Raw genomic sequence first — 20,047 nt, 5'->3', positions numbered from 1 at the left:
CAAAATAGTTAACGAGAAGTTTTAACTGAAAATCAATAAAATATTCTAGGAAGATTCAAAAAATATTCTACTTTTGCAAAAGTTCCCTTTTGAAAAAATGTATTTTAAACCACAATTATTATTAAAAAAATAAGAATCTGTTTTAGATATGTTGAAAAGAAATGATGAAAAAATAAACGGATTTCTATTTGTAATAGTACTTCCGCTTCTGTTGTTTGCGATGTCTTATTACGGATTTGAATCTTCCTATACAAGACTGAAAACATCAGAAACAACCCCCGACTTTTTATTTTCCTCGGTATATGCTTACAGAGTGATTCCCAATTATCTGAGTGTACAGATGACAGATCTGATGTACAGTCTCATTAACGGTCCTCTTTTCTTCTTCAAAGATTTTCTGTCCAAAAACGGAACTCCTTTTTATCATGGGCTTTTCCTGATGAACAGTGTATTCTTTGTTTTATGCTCTTTGATGTTGAATGCTGTTTTTCAACTGAAATCAACGGGACTCCTTTTGAATGGTAATGCAAGAAGGATTATTCATCTTTTATCTGTGTTTTTTATTGTGATAACACAATATGCGCCGACTAATTGTGATACGATTGCACTCTTCTGTTACCTGGCAGGGGTGTTTTTAACCCTGAAATACTTAGATACCGGAAAAAATATTTTCTTTATTATTCTTATCGGCCTTATTGTAATCTCTACTTTGGTAAGAGAAACAGCCTGTTTGAATATTGCTTTTTTTGCAGCCGTATTTTTCAATAGTAAAGAGTTGAAAAAAGGAAATTATCAGATACTCTGGAAATTAATGCCGCTTGTTGTTGCCTTCCTGATTCCTTATCTGGGCTTAAGGGCTGTGCTTGTGCAAGACGAAACTACTTTTGTGGAAGGGTTTTATATTAACAGGAATTTCTCCAGTCCTTTCAATCTTGCAGGATTGGTTTTTGCATTAATTGTGATTTATTTTATATATACGCTTTCTACAGAAGAAGAAAACAGAAACGTTTTTGGAAAGTATTTTTTCTTTTCTATTCCATATCTTATTATGATTACTTTAGTGGGGCTTTTTTGGGAAGTGAGGCTTTTTTTGCCTTTAATTCTGACCGGAATAATCACAGTATATCATCAGTTTAAAAAAACATCAGAGATTTAGCATGAGTTTACTACATCCATATTATTTAATTGCAATCCTCTACATGCTGTTTTTCAGTGTTCAGGAAGTGTATGGGAAGAAGGTTGATAAAAAATGGTTCTGGTTCCTTGCTGTTTATTTTATTATTATTGTTGGTTTCAGAGATAGTGTAGGTCCGGATTACGGAAGTTACAAAGGGATTTATATTTACTCCGATACCAAAAGCTATTACAGTATCTTTATGAAGATGCTCCATATGGAAGGTGCAGAAACCCTGGATGTGGAATGGCTGTATACTTTGATTAATAAAATCCTTCTCAACGTTTTTGATGCACCTTTTTATATGGTGACGCTGGTCATTGCTATTTTTGCGATGACCTTTAAAGTAGAATATACAGAAGACAATACCTTTTATCCATTTACTTTTACCCTTTTTATGTTTATTCCCAACTTCTTTATCGGAGAAAGCGGGCAGATCAGACAAAATCTGGGAACTTTTATCGTATACTTTGCAATACGGTATATTAAAGAACGGAAATTCTGGCATTACCTGTTTTTTATATTCATAGGATCGGGTATCCACAGTGTCTGTTATTTATTCCTGCCCATGTACTGGCTGGCACGTGTTCCGTTGAATAGAACAGTAATGCTAATTATGATTATAGGCTCTGTCTTTTTATCTCCGTTTGAAATCTATAGGAGCTTCGGTGGTTTCTTAGATGGGATGGCCTCGGATAGTACTCTCGTAGAGGGATTCAATGGGTATATGGATGAAACTGTACAACGATTGAACGGTGGTATTGGGATTCCGGAAGTGATGATGGCTATCCTCACATTCTTCCTGTTTGTTTTTGATACCAAGATGAAAGAACTTTATCCTTACTACGAATATCATAGAAATTATGCGGTAATTGGGATCTGTCTTTATTTTATCTTTAGAAATAACCCCATTTTCTCGTCGAGACTTGCAGGAGCCTTTATTGGATTCTCCTATATCATTATTCCAAATGCAATGTATGTTGTTTCCGGAAGGGTTAGAAATATGATCTATGCATTTATTATTTCACTTGTCGTCTTCAATTTTGTCGTCTTCTCTATATTTAATAACATTAAGGCAGGCCGGTTTTCCATAGAGCAATATAAAAATTATATCCTTCCATAAGTTGGTGAAGGTTTAAGATTAAAAGACAGCTTTAGGCTGTCTTTTTTATGCAAAAGTATTATTGGTTTTTGTGGCACTTTGTTGAGTTATGATTAAATTATTAATAATATAATTTATTTATTGTGTAATTATTTATAAAATAAATCTCTTTTTATTGATGTAGGCTTAAAAATTGTATTCCGCTAATAACACTAAATCTAAAGGTATGAAAAAGTTAGTTGGTACATTAGCGGCAGTCTTCTGCCTGATATCATTAGGAGGCTTTTCCAGAGAAAATATCAAAGGAAATCTTCCCTTGACTGAACAAATAGGAACTGTATGGACTGATGAAAATACAGACTCATTGACCAGACCGGCACATGAATTGACGAAATCATTGCTTCCGGACTGGAAAAAAGCCCCAAACAGTTACATCTTTGATCCGGGGCAGAATAGTGAAGGATTACTGGTTCCTGTAAAGAAAGCATATGCTATGTGGGAAGGAGGTGGATATCTTAACGGAAGTGGTATCCCTGCCGGTACGGTGACAGCAGATGTTTTATGGGAAGATGTCCACGGACTTATAAAATCCGGAGTCAATTACGCTCTCGAAATAACAGGAACCGGACAGGATGCAAAGATAAAAGTGCCTGTCAATAAGACAAAAAAGGGAAATGCTGTAGTCGCCCTCAAAGTAAACGGGGAAATTTACTGGAGCTGGCATATCTGGGTAACGGATGATCCTACGAACGGAACGTCCTATAGAAGTTTCAATAATGTCAAAAGGATGAAATCAGATGGAAGCACTGAAGTTATTCCGGACGCCGATTGGAAATGGATGGATAGGAATCTGGGGGCTACTTCCAACTCTATTACAGCATCAGACTGGAACAGGAGTATTGGACTGCTTTATCAATGGGGACGGAAAGACCCGATTCCACCCCTGGTTACAAGAGGAAATGATTTCTATGAAGCCTCAGGGTCCATCGGCAGGGTAAGACATAGAGGAGCAAAGAACATGACCAATGCTTTCAGTATTGATGATCTCAGAAAATTCGTTCTGCTTTCCGCAGCAGAAGTAACCAATAATATAAGGCTTTCTGTAAAAAATCCTTTGAGTCTTATTTATGTCAATAAAGACGACAACTCCGGTCAGGCTTATTACAATAATAATGTCAATCTTCCGGTCAATTGGTTTGGTAAATCTACCACATTGCCGAACAACAGGCTTTCAGAACTCAATCTTTGGTCTGATAACGCACAGGGAAAAATTGAAACCGTTTACAATACCGACGAAAAAGCAAAACCTTATAGAGATAAATCTCCTTATGATCCTTGTCCTAACGGATGGCGTATTCCCTCCATGCTGGTTGCAAATCTGGCTTCACCATCGTATGTAGATGATATAAGAATAGACTTTTCACCTTTCGGAGCGAAAACCAATATGGGGAAAAATGTTTTTGAAACCAACAAATACCATATTATAAAACCTACTGATGCGGGAGTTCCGGCCTTCATGACGGGGTTTAAGATTTATCCCAATCTTGGCTTTGATCTTTCAGCAGTAGGAGGATATAATATGGGGATTTTCCCCGGAAACGGGCAGCTTATCAGAGGAGCTCACCTGGGACAGTATAGTGATCAGCATCATACCGCACTTTGGACGGCTACGATGCCCCGGCAGTTTGATGCTTCCCCGGCTGTTACTGTAAGAGGACTTTCTATGATTCCTGATAAAGCGCAGCCCGATATTCCGGATCCTAATTATCCAACTATTAAAGGACGTTATTATTACTTTCCTATGTCGGTAATGTATACTTCGGATGCAAACGGCTGCAGATGTATAAAAGATCCGCTATACATTGTTAATGATTATGATTTTCCAACAGAATATCTGCCCGCAGCCACAGAATACAAAGAAGGGCTCAATAATCCGAATACTTATCAGATCGTTAAAAGCGCAACCGCTGCTATCATTGAAATTCCGGTCAGTAAAGCATTCTCTGTACAAAGCCAATTGCTGAATAACTCTGAAATATTAAATCCTTCCAGTTTTAATAATTTAAAAGCAAATGTTCTCTGGACAACCAATGCAGGTCTTATCAATAAAATATCAATAGTGAACCCTTCACCTTCTTCCCTGCAGGATATTGCCAATTCTGAAATATCTGTAGAAGTTGCTCCCAATCAAAGCGGAAACGCTGTAGTGACATTGCATAACGGCAGTATATCTTCACCGGTATACTGGAGCTGGCACATCTGGGTTACGGACTCTCCTGTAGGATCTTACGCTTATACTACCGAAAGTCCGGCTCAGGTTGCAAATTATGTGAATTATGTAAACAAAGCCGATGTAATACTCCAGACAATCTTTATGGATCGTAATCTGGGGGCAACAGAAGCTTTTCCTAATGTTGCCAATCCTCAGGCGCCTACCGCAGATGAACTGTTAAAGATACGCGCCTCTACCGGACTCCATTATCAATGGGGAAGAAAAGATCCTATTCCTGCGTTCCAATATGCGGATAACAGAAGCTTCTATAATGTATTTTTGGGAACAGCAGCAGCCAATGGAACCGTTTCCTATAGTACACTGAACCCGTCTGGCTATAATAACCTTTCAGGAGGTTATATTGTACCTTATAATACCTATGCTGCAGCCTCCAATGTACAGGTACCCGATAAGCCGGCAGATAGGATTTCCAAAATATTATCTTATTCTGTGAAAAATCCTCTGGTATATATGATTCCGAGTAGGTTTGCTCCTTATAACAGTGCGACACCCAATTATACCAGCGGAACAGACTGGCTGGCAGAAGAACCCAATTTAGCTCCGGACAGATGGGGCAGAGGCGGCAGGAAATCTCCTTTTGATCCATGTCCCGAAGGATGGAGAATTCCTGACCTTACCAATGTAGCGTTGGTTTCGGGGGCAGATTTCGGGCAGACTCCCTGGTATAAAAAAGATAAAAATGTTGCGACTTCATACAGTATTATCACTGATTATTTGGGAGTAAGAGTAAGAAATTCTAGTAATGCGACAGTAGGATATATCTTTAGTAATTCTGCATATCCTATAGGAAATTACCCCAATTCCGGATCAAGGGGATTCAGAAGTGTGATAGCAAATCAGACAGCACAAGGGACGTTCAATGTTCTCAATTTTCAATATCCGGCTGTGTGGACGGCGGCTTTAAATTCAAATTATCTGGGACGACCAGTCAATGTGCTGTTTGATGCGGCTTCTACAACCAATAGAGCCATAGTCTTTCATGATAATAATGATCCGTACTTCGGTACAGGTTGCCGGTGTGTGAAAATAAAATATGATGCCAATGGTGATGAAAACGGACCGGTTGCAGGAACTGCCGTAATGTCTAAGCTTCTACATTAAGCATTGTAAATACCGAACTTAAAGTTGCCAGTAATAAAATTTCCTTATATCCAAGCCAGTTTTCCAATATCCTTAATATTAAAGCTACGGAAAATAAAGAATATCATTTCCAGCTTTTTAATCCCCTGGGACAAATGATAAGGTCAGGACAGTTTATCAATAACCAGACAGATCTCTCATTCTTAAACGCAGGCGTGTATTTAATAAGAATAAATAATTCAGAAGCAGCTGTAAAAATTATAAAACAATAAATCTTTACAATAGAGATGTAAAAGGCGGGATAGGACCTCTTATCCCGATTTTTTACATACGAACATATTTTTACATCTATTATGGTTGATGAAAAATTCTATATCATTAAATATTGAAATTACATAACAGTCTAAAACCTATACTACAAAGGGTTTGTTTCTTCAAAAAACAAGTGCTGAAAGAGGGTGTAATCCACTCCGATTGTTAAATTAAACCCGTTTTCCAAAAAGTATATAATAAAAAAGCTTTACTTTTGCAAAAATTTTTAGTTAGAATGTCGAAAAATTTAGTAATCGTAGAGTCCCCGGCAAAAGCAAAAACTATTCAGAAATATTTAGGAAAGGATTTTGAAGTGAAATCCAGTTTCGGGCATATCCGGGACCTTCCTAAAAAAGGAATGGGGATAGACCTTGCCACATTCAGTCCTGATTACGAAGTTTCAGCAGACAAAAAGAAATTGGTAACCGAATTAAAGGCCGCCGTAAAGAAAGCCGATATGGTATGGCTAGCTTCCGATGAGGACCGTGAAGGAGAAGCTATTGCATGGCATCTTGCGGATGAATTGAAGCTGAAGCCTGAAAACAGAAAAAGAATTGTTTTCCATGAGATTACCAAAAACGCCATTCTAAAAGCCATCGACAATCCAAGAGATATTGATCAGAACCTGGTAAATGCACAGCAGGCAAGAAGAGTGTTGGACAGAATCGTAGGTTTTGAAATGTCACCCGTTTTATGGAAAAAAGTAAAACCGGGACTGTCTGCAGGAAGAGTACAATCTGTAGCAGTTAGATTAATCGTTGAAAGAGAAAAAGAAATCCGTGAATTTACTCCAAAAGCAAGCTTTAAACTTGATGGAATCTTTTTAAATAAAGCAGAGCAGGAAATTGCTGCCAAACTGAAAAAAGACTTCGAAAAAGAAGAAGAAGCAGAAAAATTCCTGGAGCAGGCAAAAACTGCAGAATTTAAAGTTCTCAATGTTGAAACCAAGCCAGGCACACGTTCGGCTTCAGCTCCGTTTACAACATCTACATTACAGCAGGAAGCTTCGTCAAGACTCGGATATAACGTAACGAATACCATGCGTCTTGCACAGAGATTGTACGAAGAAGGGTTCATTACCTATATGAGAACAGACTCTGTAAACCTTTCCCAGGAAGCCATTGAAGGAGCAAAAAAACAAATTACATCAGAATACGGAGCAGAATATTCTTCTCCAAGAAATTATACTACAAAATCAGCCTCAGCACAGGAGGCTCACGAAGCTATCCGTCCTACGGATTTTGGAGTGAAAAGCATAGGCGATGTACAGCTGAATAAGCTGTATCAGCTTATATACAGAAGAACACTTGCTTCTCAGATGGCTAATGCCAAAATTGAAAAGACAGTAATTGAAATAGGAAATGCGTCATTGCCACACCATTTTGAAGCACAGGGAGAGGTGATCATATTCGACGGTTTCCTGAAGGCTTACGGAATTGTGAAGACAGAAGACGATGATGAGGAAAACAATGATAAATTATTGCCAAAAGTAAGCGTAGGAGAAGTATTGAACTATAAAACCATTACTGCTACTGAAAAATTCACAAGACCAAGTGCCAGATATACGGAAGCCGGATTGGTGAGAAAACTCGAAGAATTAGGGATTGGAAGACCATCAACTTATGCCCCGACCATTCAGACCATTCAGAACAGAGAGTATGTAGACAAAAGAGAAATCGAACCGCATACTCGTGAAGTGATCAAAATGTCTTTGGTAAAGGATAAGATCAAAAAAGTAGTTCTTGATGAAAAATTCGGTGGGGATAAAAATAAATTCATTCCTACAGACATTGGTGAAGTGGTCAATGATTTCTTAACAGATAATTTCAGAGAAATCCTTGATTATGGTTTCACTGCAAGAGTAGAAGAAAGCTTTGACGAAATTGCAAGCGGTGATCAGAAATGGAAAGAAATGATGACGAATTTCTACTCAAAGTTCCACCCGAGAATTGAAGACGTAGAAGAAAATGCAGACCGTGCAACGGGAGACCGATTATTGGGAGTGGATCCCAAGACCGGTAAAAATGTTCATGCAAGAATCGGAAGATTTGGAGCGATGATCCAGATTGGAGAAACTGATGATGAGGAAAAACCGATCTTTGCTTCGTTAATGACCGGGCAGAATATTGCAACCATCACTTTCGAAGAAGCATTGGAATTATTCAAGCTGCCTTTTGATTTAAGTGAGGTTGACGGACAGCCTGTTTCTGTAGGAGTTGGCAGATTTGGTCCTTATGTGAAATGGGGAGAAACCTATATCAGCATTCCGAAAGGTGAAGATCCGCTTTCTGTAGATCAGAAGCGTGCAGAAGAAATTATCAGTGAAAAAAAGATTGCCGATGCACCTATTGCAACATATAAAGGAGAACCTGTCACAAAAGGATCTGGAAGATTCGGACCATTTATCAAGTACAAAGATATTTTCGTAAATGTTCCGAAGAAATATGACTTTGAAAACCTTTCTCAAAGCGATATCAACGAACTGATTGATGCCAAGCTTGAAAAAGAAGCCAACCGGTATATCCAGCAGTGGGAAAAAGAAAGGATTTCTATTGAAAACGGAAGATGGGGACCTTTCATCAAGTTCGGAAAAGCCATGTTCAAAATTCCCAGGAAAGCAGACGATACCAAATATGAAGCTGATGAATTGAAAGAGCTTTCTTTAGATGAGGTTAAAAAGTGGATTACCGATCAGGATCCTAAAGCTTTTGCAGAGAAGAAAAAACCTGCAGCTAAAAAAGCAACTACAGCAAAGAAAACAACAGCTGCCAAAAAGCCGGCTGCCAAGAAAAAGTAAATATAAAATAATGATACAAAGCCGTTAACAGATGTTGACGGCTTTTTTTATGAACAAAAGTATCCAGGTCTTACTCAGTTTCTATGTTTTTTGTATGTTTGTTCCATCAAGCAATTAATCAATTATTACATTTTAAATTAAAATATGGATTTCGAAGACTTTATCATTTCACCAAGAAATTTCAAAACAGAAAGTTGGCAGATAGGAAATCGGATTACAAAAGATATCAAAGAAGACAGTATCGTTCTTTTATTTGTATCAGACTACAGAGGTGCAGGCGGAGATGCAGAGGTACAGGATTTTACAGCCGTAAGAAAAGAATTTTATAAGCTTTCACAGATGGATTTCGAAATTCCGGTGGTAGATCTCGGTGATCTGGTATCCGGGAAATCTGTTCAGGATACGCACTACATCTTACAGGAAGTACTGTCAGCATGTCATTATAAAAGAGCTATCCCGGTGGTGATAGGCGGGTCCAATGATTTCGCGTTTTCGCTGTTTTCAGCATTGAATTTCCACAAGAAAAGTCTCAACTATACCCAGATCAGTAATATTATTTCCCTGCAGCAGGGAGAAACCATTAACGAACATACTTTTTTAAGCAAAATTTTCGGGGCCAAAAATTTCTCCATTAAAAATTATCATCATCTGGGCTACCAGAAACATTTAAATGAAATGGATTCCGTAAGGCTGATCAAAGAAGTGGAATTTGATATTATCCGGTTGGCTGAAATGATGAATTCTACAGAAAAGACAGAGCCTTTCTTCAGAAAAGCAGATCTGGTTACCGTAAACTGTGATGCAATTGAAAGTTTCAGTGAGCCTTTTTCAATGAGCCCACAGGTAAATGGCTTGAACAGGAGAGAAATCTGTGCCTATATGAAAGAGATCGGATTGAGTGAAAGCCTGAAATCTGTCGGAATTTTTAATTATAATATTTATTCGGAAAACCAATTGAACCATCAGCTTTTAGCACAGATGCTGTGGTATCTGATCGAAGGAATCAACATCCAGCATTCTCATCCGAAGGAAAGACATTATGAAATGTTCTATGTTTTGATAGATGACAGGCAATATGCATTCAGGCGTGATACCTTCAGTAATTTATGGTATTTTGGTGATGATGAAAATATAGAAAACTGCATTCCGTGTTCCAGAAAAGATTTTGATGAAGCAAAGAAGGGCTGGCTGAATGCAAGATTGACGAAAATTTAATGTATGACAAATGTTCCCTCAAAAGTATCTATTATTGTTCCCGTTTATAATGTCGAAAATTATCTGGCAAAATGCCTAGATTCCCTGGTGAATCAAAGCCTTCCGAATGTTGAGATTCTTGTCGTGAACGATGGAAGTAAGGATAACTCTGAAAAAATCATTGAAGGATATGTACAAAAATATCCGGATAAAATAAAAGCTTTTACCAAAGAAAACGGCGGCTTAAGCGATGCCCGTAATTTTGGTATTGACAGAGCTGCCGGCGATTATATAGGTTTTGTAGACAGTGATGACTATGTCACCGAAACTATGTTTGAGGAAATGCTCCTTTTAGCGGAACGGCATCACGCTAAAATGGTGATCTGTAATATCCAGAAAGTGGATGAAAACGGGAAGATTATCCAGAAACTGACTCAGCTTCCTAATATGTCTGAGAAAATAAACCTTGAAAATAATTTCTCAGTGTTTTCGGATATCAGCTACTTTGCATGCAATAAGCTGTTCAAAAAAGAACTTTTTAATCAGAAAAGGTTTAAAAAAGGAATTCACTTTGAAGACATTCAGCTTATTCCGCAACTCTTACTGGAATGTGAAACCATAGCGCAGACCCAGAATTTCCATTATCAGTACCTTGAACGCACCGATTCTATTACCAAAACCCATACTGAAAAGGGGCTTGATATGTTAAAAGCAGTGTCTGATGTAGAGCAGGTATTCAAAAAATCGTCTTATTCCCATAAAAAAGAAGCATTAAAAAATTTCCAGATTTTTGAAGGCATTTACTCGTTTTTAGCCTATCTGGCTTTTGTGAAAAAAGAAGAAATATTTTATAGTATGTCTGACCAATTAGTTCTTTTTATGAAGGAAAGACAAATAAAAATTCAAGATATATTGAAGTATAGTCGTTTTGGTAAGAATTATCTTTTATCTTTGCCTTTGAAGAAAAAGATTTTTTATCTGTTGTTTTTTGCCGGACAGAAAAGATTGATAAGAAAATTGATTTAGTAAACACAAATGTAAGTACTATTGTTTCGGTCAATAGAAAATGATGATGACGCTAGCTCTGTATTATGATTTTTTATTTAGGAGATATAAGTGCTGAATAAGAAAAGAATGAAAAATTTTGAATTGTTCTTAGGCGGATCAGGAATACCTATTTTCTATATAAAGATAGGACTAGGCTTCATGTTCTCCTTTTTAATTACTTTTTTCTCTATTCCCACCATTGTCAAGATCTCAAGAAGAAAGAATTTGATGGATGAGCCGGGAATAAGAAGCTCGCATCTTAGAGAAATTCCCAATCTGGGAGGAATTGCCATCTTTTATTCAATAGGAATCTGTGCCTCTATTTTTGCTTACGAATTATTTGATCTCTACAAATTTTTATTTGCCTCATTAATAATCCTACTGTATGTAGGAGTAATGGATGATATTGTTGTTATGAGAGCTTATAAAAAATTGGTGGCCCAAATTGTTGTGTCTTCATTGGTAGTCATTGGTTCAGATATAAGAATCAGAAGTTTATTCGGAATATTCGGGGTGTATGAGCTGGAATATTTTGTAAGCGTAATATTCAGTATTGTAACATTTATTATTCTGATTAATGCATTCAACCTGATTGATGGAATAGACGGGCTGGCAGGCGGATATTCTGTTATATGCAGTGCTTTATTTGGAATCAGCTATTACCGTTTAGGAGAATATAATTATCCGCTGGTAGTGCTGTCTGTTATTATTATTGGAACTGTATTGGCGTTTTTATACTATAATTTGTCAAATTACCGGAATCGCAAGATATTTATGGGCGATACAGGTTCCATGCTGCTTGGCTTTTTGCTGGCTTTTACTTCCATTTGTTTTATAGATATTTTTATAGATAAAAAATTGGTTGATGTACCAAGATACCATCTTCAGTCTGCTCCTGTAGTGGCAGTCGCCATTCTGATTCTTCCGATTGTAGATACGTTGAATGTAATTGTGGTAAGACTTTATAATAAAAAATCGCCGTTCGATGCTGATAAAAACCATATTCACCATAAGCTGCTGAAACTGAATCTTACACACAGAAGATCTACTTTTTATATTATTCTCTACTATCTGATGATTGTTGGAGTAGCATATTATTTAAGACATATTGACGTGAATCTTTTATTATTGGTAATTATTTCACTGGGTTTTTTCGGTGCATACTTGCCGGATTTGCTATATCGATTAAGAAATAACAAAAATTAACAATTAAATATTACTTTTGTAAATAATATTATATAATATGATGAAAAATTTTAAATATTTATTTTTAATATTCCCTCTTTTAGTTACCTCATGTATCACAACAAAGGATGTAAGATATCTGCAGCCAAGTGAGAGTCTTGTGATTAACGAAGAAGGGCTTGTTCCCTATAACATTCCTGTGTATAGGATTACCAAAAATGATATCCTTAATCTTAATATTGTGACCACTCCCAAAGGGGATGCCGCACAATTTTATTCTTCTTACAATTCCTCTGGAGGAATCGGTGGTGGAAGCGTGGCAAATTCTGCCACATCTGGCGGTGGCTCAGTAGGGAGCGGTGGCTCTAATTCCGGCTTAAGCAGAGGAGGTAATATGAATTTTTATTTTAATGGACTGAAAGTTGACTCCAACGGTGATATCAATATTTTTGGAATAGGATATGTAAAAGCAGAAGGAAGAACATTAGATGATATTAGAAAAGAAATTCAGGAAAAAGTAAATGAAAATTTCCAGGAAGGTAAATCTGAAGTAAGGCTGAACACAGACGGTATTACTTATTACATTCTTGGTGATGTAGAAACTACAGGACTCTCAGGAGAAAAAGTTGCCCATAAAAATACCCTTACGATTACTGAAGCTTTGGCCATCAATGGAGGGTTGAACAGAACGATCGACAAAAAAGAAATCATTATCCACAGAAAACTTCCGGAAGGAATCAAAATTGCCAAAATAGATCTTACCCGCGAAGATATTATGAACTCTCCCTTCTATTATGTGCAGAACGGAGACGAAATCTATCTTAATACAAGAAGAAAGAGCTTGAATGGGTTTGGAAAAGATCCTATTCAGACATTGCTTACTGCTGTGACTGCATTCACAACAGCATTGACATTATATACAATCCTGCAAAAACTTTAAATGCTATGATTCCAGAAAGAGTAACCGCTGCAGAGAAAAATAATTCTCAGAAAGAAAAGTATGGGTCTTTTGCATTATTTGATTTAGAGCATTTTTTAAGAAGAATTCTTAAGAACTGGTACTGGTTTGCATTCATGTTCATTATCGGCTATGCCATTGCATGGGTATACAGTAAATACTATGCACAAAATATTTATGCATCCGAATTATCACTAAGTACTTCCAATAAAGGTTCTGAATTTCTGCCAACACAGTCTAACCAGTCAATTAATTTCATTTGGGGAGATACAGGAAATCAGGATGGGCTTTATCTGAAAAAGATGCTTTTATCCCGATCGCACAATGAATTTTTAGTGAAAGAATTGGACCTTTTTGTAAATTATTCTACGAAAGGACTCATCAAATCTACTTATCTGGACAAAGATGATTCACCCATCTTTCTTCAGATTGATAAAAAACATCTTCAACAGATTAATTACCCGATAACCCTGATACCCAAAGGAGATGAAGCCTATCAGGTGATTTTGCCCGAAGAAGGAGAATCCACGAACTTATATAATTATGAAGTTGAAGGTTTCCAGAGTATCAATTCATATAGTAGACCAGCAGATAAAGTTATTAAAATCAATGAGTGGTATAATTCTCCTAACCTGAGATTCAGACTGCTCAGGAATCCTTTTCCTACTAAAATCAAGCTGGATAATATTATTGTAAGCCTGAACTCAGTAAATGAAAGCGTAAACGAAATTGTTTCTACCACAGGTGTAGACTTTGATAAAGAAATCAAGTCTATTATGATTATTACTAAAAAAGGGTATAACCTTAACGGAACAGTTAATTTCCTTAATAAATCTGTTGCTGAGCTGCAAAAAAAGAGGTTGGCTGATAAAAATATTGTTAATAAGAATACAGAAGTCTTTTTAAAAGATAATCTGGATAATATCCGTAAAAAGCTTGATTCCAGTGCGAATGTACTTAATTATTTAAAAACTTCAGAAAAGCTTTATAACATTAAAGACAGGGACGAAAAATCTCTCGATAAAATAAAAGAACTGGAAGCAAAAAAAGCAGATATCATCAGTAAAATCAATTCTCTGAACAATATCAAAAACTCGCTGCAGTCTCAAAGTTTTGATAAAATGATCGGGACCAATGCTGCCGGCTTTGAAGATGGAGTATTTTCAGCAACGGTTTCTGAACTTAAAGCCTTATATGCAAAAAAAGCTGAAATGGCTACTATTTATAAGCCGTCATCAGAACCAATGAGAGAAATCAACAGGCTTATTGATGAAGCAAGAATGGGATCGTCCAACAGCTTAAGAGGATATTATAACAGATATTATGAAGAGATCAGCAAAATTGATCGTGATATTTCAGGAGCCAATTCAGATTTAGCTTCTTATCCTGAAAAAGAAAGAAAATATCTTGATGCAGAGCGAGGCTATAATATGATTGAAGCCACTTATAATAGCCTGTTGGGAAGACAGAGCGATACCCGAATGAGAATGGCAACCAATCAATCTGATATTACAGTGATTGACCCGGCTAAAAACTTAGGACAAAGACCTATTGCACCCAATATAAAGCTAGCAAAGACCGCTATTATCTCAGGAATGTTGCTGCTTCCGCTATTATTTATCTTTGTTGGCGAAGTGTTTGACAGCAAGATCAGAAATATCAAAGAACTTTTAGCCGCTACGAAGATTCCGCTTCTTGGAGTAATCGGAAATAACAGCAATGAAAATATGCTTACCGTTCTGGAGCAGCCAAAATCTTCCGTATCAGAAGCCTTCAGGGGAATAAGAGCAAATATGAGATTCCTGATGGATAATGAAAGTGAAAAAGGGAAAGTTATTTTGATTACATCCTCCATTGGAGGAGAAGGAAAAACTTATATTTCTATCAATCTGGCATCTGTAATAGGTTTAAGTGATAAAAAAACAATCTTATTGGGGATGGACCTTAGAAAACCAAAAATCTTTGGTGATTTTAAGATTGATAATAAATATGGGATCTCAAACTACCTGACAGGAGAAGTGGGAATTGATCAGATTATCAACAAAACAAAGATCCCGAATCTTGACGTTGCTACTTCAGGACCTATTCCTCCCAACCCATCTGAGCTTTTAATGAGCCAGAAAAATATTAAGTTTATAGAAGAACTTAAAGAAAAATACGATTTCATTATTATAGATTCACCACCGGCAGGGCTAGTGGCAGATTCCTATGAGCTGATGAAGTATTCTGATGCCAATATTTATGTTGTACGCCATGAATACACAGAAAAGTACATGCTGAAAATGATTACGGAAAAATATCATAATGATGAAGTTAATAATTTGGGGCTGGTTTATAATGACTATAATATAAAGCAGGGGTATGGATATGGCTACGGGTATGGCTATGGATATGGCTACGGTTATTTTGATGAAGATAAAAATTATAAAGAGCCATTATTGATAAGGATCAGAAATAAAGTACAGGTATTATTTAATAAAAAATAAAGCATTAAACCCTCATTTAATGGGGGTTTTTTAATATGTAGAGTGTTTTCATTCTATGAAAAAAAGAATATTTTTGCCACTTTGCCGTTTACTTTATAACAAATTATGTTTTTTTGTTTATTTTTAACTAAACATTAAGATTATCATTAATATAAAAATGTTTTATATTTGCAAAAATTAAATTTTAAAATAACCATAAATCCATATTCTTTTATGAATAAAAAATTATTGTTTAGCTTCCTTGCCTTCCTTGGAGTGGTAGGTGTTAAAGCACAAAGAAACGAATTGGGAGTTCGTCTAGGTATGAGTAACCTAGTGGGAGATGTAGGAAGGACAAATTATATTTTACAAAAGCCGTTGGATTTAAGCAGAACATCAGATTGGGGTATCCCGTTTTATGGTGGTTTATTATATAGATTTAATTTTAACCCGCATCAAACCGTTAGATTGGATTTAGGGTACAACCAGATCCAGTTTAGTGATAAAGCTGCGAAAGAAGATTATAGAAGAAATAGAAACTCATACGGAAAAAATAATGTGTATGAGGCGAGTTTAATGTTTGAATATAACTTTTTCCCTGTAAATAATGAGCAGATCAGCATGCTGAGTCCTTACATTTTCGGAGGTATCGGTGCTTTGATGTTTGATGCTCCTAAAGCTACTCTTGTGAATGACTTCAGAAGGGATGCTGATGGAGTGGCGCAGGCTCCGATCAATGAATTGGATTTTACGACTACAACAGATTATTCATTAGGGAAAAAAGTAACGATGCATATCCCTTTTGGTGTAGGTCTGAAGTATAAATTCAACCATTCCTGGGCTATATTTGCAGAAGCTACATTCAGATATACATTGACGGATCAGTTGGATCACAGTAAGATCCTTTCCAAAGATGTAAAGACTTCTTTTAATGCTGATATTTTGGATCCTGCTACCGGCGGTTCATTATTACAGTCAGGAAATTACTATGCAGTTTCTAAAGAAAGAGAAGCAGAGTTTATTAAAAAGAGAAATATTGGAGATGGGAGATCTAATGACTGGATAAATACATTCAGTTTAGGACTCACCTATTCGTTCGGAAGACCTCCATGTTATTGTGAATAATATGTCGTTGATTAAAGATAAAATAAATTCTGAGAATTTACCGAAACACGTAGCCATCATTATGGATGGTAATGGAAGATGGGCAAAATCTCGTGGCGAAGAAAGAACTTTCGGTCACAAAAATGCCATTAATGCTGTAAGAAATGCCATTAATGCCTGCAATGAGATCAATATCCCTTACTTAACATTGTACACATTCTCTTCAGAAAACTGGAGCCGTCCGGCCGAAGAAGTGAATACGCTTATGAATCTGTTGGTAGAGACCTTGCTGCTTGAAGCAGAAGAGATCTTCAGCAAAGGATTAAGGATGCATGTTATAGGGAATTTGGAAAAGCTGCCTTCATTAGTAAAAGAACAGCTGGAACGTGTGGTAGAACTTACAAAAGAAAACACAAAAGGAAACCTTGTATTGGCTATAAGCTATGGCTCACAAAATGAAATACTGCAAGCCGTAAAAAATATAAGTTCTGATGTAAAAGAAGGAAAAGTAGAGATAGAAAACATAAACGAAAACTTATTCGAAAGCTATCTTTATACAAAAGATTTTCCTCCTGTAGATTTACTGATCAGAACCAGCGGTGAAATAAGGATAAGCAATTTCCTGCTTTGGCAGATCGCTTATGCAGAATTACAGTTTTTAAATGTTCTGTGGCCGGATTTCACCAAAGATATTTTCTTCCAGTGTATTGTTGATTATCAAAACAAGGAAAGAAGATACGGTTTAACCGGAGAGCAAGTAAAAGGCCAATAAAAATTAAGAAAAGAAAGACTCGATAAAATGAAGTTTAGACTATTACCCATCATTATGTTTGCTGCTTCTGCACATTTTTATGGACAAGTAACTCCACAAGACAGCACAAAAGTAAATAATGCTGTCCACGCAGAAAATGAGGCAGGAACTTATACACTTAAAGACATCGTTGTAGATGGGGTAAAAAAATATACACCAGCTCAGATCTTAAGATTTACAGGCCTTACAAAAGGAGAAAGTGTAGACATCCCAGGCCAGAAAATCAGCAATGCTGTAAAAAAACTTTGGGATACCCAATCTTTTTCTGAAGTGGAGGTTTATGTTCAAAGCATTGAAGGACAGACGATCGTTCTGAAATTTTACCTGCAGGATCTGAAAGAGCTTGGAGAAGTTAAATTTACAGGAAAAGGAATCGGTAAATCTAAAAGCGAAAAACTGGCAAAGGATAATAACCTTAAACCGGGAACCAAAATCACACAGAATTTGGTTTCAAGCCTTAAAACCAACGTTCCTAAAGACTATATTAAAAAAGGTTTTGCAGATGCCAAAATTTCTATCCAGGATAAAGTAAATGCAGGAGATCCTGCGTTGGTAGACTGGACAATCAATGTAGATAAAGGGAAAAGAATTAAAATTGACCATATTGAATTTGAAGGGAACGAAAATGTAACCGACAGAAAACTTAGAAATAAGGCTTTCAAAGAAACTAAACAAAAACGTTTCGGTATCGGCGGTATTCTGAAATCCTCAAAATTCATTGAAGATAAATACCAGGAAGATAAGCAAGGCCTTATCAGTTATTACAACTCCCTGGGATATAGAGACGCCAAAATCGTTTCAGACTCAGTATGGAGAAATAAAAGAAATAACTACGAAATCAATGTAAAACTTAACGAAGGTAAAAAATATTATATCGGGGACGTTACGTTCACGGGTAATACCGTATACTCTACAGAATATTTACAAAGATTATTAGGATATAAGAAAGGGGATATTTACGATGCTGTAGGATTCAACAAAAAAGTTGGGGAAGACGGAGGTAAAGAAGATGATTCAGATATCAAGTCTGTTTACATGAATAATGGTTATCTTTTCTCCAATGTTACCCCTGTTGAGAAATCAGTATCAGGAGATAACGTAAACCTTGAAGTTAGAATTAATGAAGGAGAACAGGCTACCTGGAATAAAGTAACATGGCAGGGGAACACGACAACCCATGACCACGTTATTCTGAGAGCACTGAGAACAAAACCGGGAGAACTGTTCAAGAAAACGGAAATTAAAAGAACGTATTTCGATCTGGCAGGGATGTCATTCTTTGACCCTCAGCAGATCGGTCAGGATATTCAGCCTAACCAGGTGGATAATACCGTTGATATTAACTGGAAACTGGTAGAAAAAGGATCTTCTCAGGTTCAGTTACAGGCAGGTTACGGTGGTAACAGTTTCATCGGTACTTTAGGATTGACATTTAATAATTTCTCATTAAAGAATTTCCTGAAGTTTAAAGACTTCAAGCCGGTACCGCAGGGAGACGGTCAAACGTTCTCTATTCAGGTTCAGGCAGGACAGTATTTCCAGAACTATGGCGTATCATTTACAGAACCTTGGTTATTTGGTACAAGAGCTACAGCCCTTTCTGTAAGTTTAAACAACTCCAGGGTAAGATATACAGATCAGTACGGAGCAGCTCAGAAGCTGAATATCTTCTCTGCTTCAGTAGGATTAAACAGACTGTTAAACTGGCCGGATGATTACTTCTCACTTTATACCGGGTTACAGTTTCAGAAATATGACTTTAACAACTATCCGTTCCAGTTTGGAGATACTACAGAAAATAACGGTACTGCCAATAACTTCAGTATCAACCTGGGATTGAGCAGAAACTCTGCAGGGATTGACCCTATTTTCCCGACAATGGGATCCAATATCGAGCTTTCAGCAAAACTGACTCCTCCATACTCATTGTTTAAGAAGAAAGATTATTCCACAATGTCAGCAATTGACAAGTATAAGTGGATGGAATTCTATAAAATCAAATTTAAAGCAGATGTGTACAATGAAATCATTGGAAAACTTGTCCTGAGATCTTCTGCTGAAATGGGATTCATGGATGGATATAACAGCCAGCTGGGAGCTCCGCCATTTGAAAGATTCTATATGGGAGGTACAGGTCTTTTCGGAGGTAGATATGACGGTAGAGAATTGATTCCTTTAAGAGGGTATGAAAATGCCAGTACAGAAGGAGGCCAGGCAGAAGATATTACCCAGAGAGGAGGAGGTACACTCTATAACAGATTTACTTTAGAATTAAGATACCCGATCTCAATGAGCCAGACTGCAAAAATCTATGCATTGACATTCGCTGAAGGAGGTAACGTATGGAACTCCTGGAGTTCTTACAGCCCTTTCCAGTTGAAAAGATCAGTCGGAGTCGGGGTAAGAGTGTATATGGGAGCATTTGGATTGATCGGATTTGACTTTGCACTTGGTCTTGATAAGACATTATCAGGTGATAAGTCCGGATGGAGAAATCACTTCTTGATGAACCAAACATTATAATT

13 protein-coding genes are annotated in these 20,047 nt (G+C 36.8%); all 13 read left to right on the top strand.

What is annotated here, in order from left to right; genetic code table 11:
• Positions 1-148: 148 nt before the first annotated feature.
• The 13 genes from ACP3T3_RS12965 (at position 149) to ACP3T3_RS12905 (ending at position 20,045) form a co-directional block, all read left to right on the top strand.
• Complete coding sequence (locus tag ACP3T3_RS12965) at positions 149-1,156, top strand: hypothetical protein (protein WP_426476268.1); 1,008 nt, start codon at positions 149-151, stop codon at positions 1,154-1,156.
• Position 1,157: 1 nt separating this feature from the next.
• Positions 1,158-2,297 carry an EpsG family protein gene (locus ACP3T3_RS12960; protein ID WP_426476267.1) on the top strand — a complete coding sequence of 380 codons (1,140 nt, stop codon included), beginning with the start codon at positions 1,158-1,160 and terminating at the stop codon, positions 2,295-2,297.
• A gap of 205 nt (positions 2,298-2,502) precedes the next feature.
• Positions 2,503-5,670, top strand: a complete 3,168-nt coding sequence (locus ACP3T3_RS12955; protein ID WP_426476266.1) for a hypothetical protein — start codon at positions 2,503-2,505, stop codon at positions 5,668-5,670.
• Between the two features lie 2 nt (positions 5,671-5,672).
• Positions 5,673-5,921 carry a T9SS type A sorting domain-containing protein gene (locus tag ACP3T3_RS12950; protein ID WP_426479972.1) on the top strand — a complete coding sequence of 83 codons (249 nt, stop codon included), beginning with the start codon at positions 5,673-5,675 and terminating at the stop codon, positions 5,919-5,921.
• Between the two features lie 275 nt (positions 5,922-6,196).
• Entirely contained in the window at positions 6,197-8,758 is a 2,562-nt protein-coding gene (topA, locus tag ACP3T3_RS12945) for a type I DNA topoisomerase (RefSeq protein ID WP_426476265.1), read from the top strand.
• 144 nt (positions 8,759-8,902) lie between these two features.
• The gene (locus tag ACP3T3_RS12940) at positions 8,903-9,973 is read left to right on the top strand and encodes a formimidoylglutamase (protein WP_426476264.1); all 1,071 of its coding nucleotides are present in this window, start codon (positions 8,903-8,905) and stop codon (positions 9,971-9,973) included.
• 3 nt (positions 9,974-9,976) lie between these two features.
• Positions 9,977-10,978 (top strand): glycosyltransferase family 2 protein, encoded by a 1,002-nt coding sequence (locus tag ACP3T3_RS12935; RefSeq protein WP_426476263.1) that lies wholly within the window; start codon positions 9,977-9,979, stop codon positions 10,976-10,978.
• 108 nt (positions 10,979-11,086) lie between these two features.
• Positions 11,087-12,205 carry a glycosyltransferase family 4 protein gene (locus ACP3T3_RS12930; protein ID WP_426476262.1) on the top strand — a complete coding sequence of 373 codons (1,119 nt, stop codon included), beginning with the start codon at positions 11,087-11,089 and terminating at the stop codon, positions 12,203-12,205.
• A 37-nt stretch (positions 12,206-12,242) separates the two neighbouring features.
• The gene (locus tag ACP3T3_RS12925) at positions 12,243-13,124 is read left to right on the top strand and encodes a polysaccharide biosynthesis/export family protein (RefSeq protein ID WP_426476261.1); all 882 of its coding nucleotides are present in this window, start codon (positions 12,243-12,245) and stop codon (positions 13,122-13,124) included.
• Between the two features lie 5 nt (positions 13,125-13,129).
• Positions 13,130-15,628 carry a polysaccharide biosynthesis tyrosine autokinase gene (locus ACP3T3_RS12920; RefSeq protein ID WP_426476260.1) on the top strand — a complete coding sequence of 833 codons (2,499 nt, stop codon included), beginning with the start codon at positions 13,130-13,132 and terminating at the stop codon, positions 15,626-15,628.
• A 213-nt stretch (positions 15,629-15,841) separates the two neighbouring features.
• Complete coding sequence (locus ACP3T3_RS12915) at positions 15,842-16,732, top strand: DUF6089 family protein (protein WP_426476259.1); 891 nt, start codon at positions 15,842-15,844, stop codon at positions 16,730-16,732.
• Position 16,733: 1 nt separating this feature from the next.
• On the top strand, positions 16,734-17,483 hold the full coding sequence (locus tag ACP3T3_RS12910; protein ID WP_426476258.1) for an isoprenyl transferase: 750 nt from the start codon (positions 16,734-16,736) through the stop codon (positions 17,481-17,483).
• A 27-nt stretch (positions 17,484-17,510) separates the two neighbouring features.
• Positions 17,511-20,045 carry a BamA/OMP85 family outer membrane protein gene (locus tag ACP3T3_RS12905; protein ID WP_426476257.1) on the top strand — a complete coding sequence of 845 codons (2,535 nt, stop codon included), beginning with the start codon at positions 17,511-17,513 and terminating at the stop codon, positions 20,043-20,045.
• Positions 20,046-20,047: the final 2 nt, after the last annotated feature.

Source organism: Chryseobacterium sp. CBSDS_008 (genome assembly GCF_049959325.1).
GTDB lineage: Bacteria > Bacteroidota > Bacteroidia > Flavobacteriales > Weeksellaceae > Chryseobacterium.
Note: the sequence above shows the minus strand (reverse complement) of the source record. Positions and strands in the feature narration are given on the sequence as shown.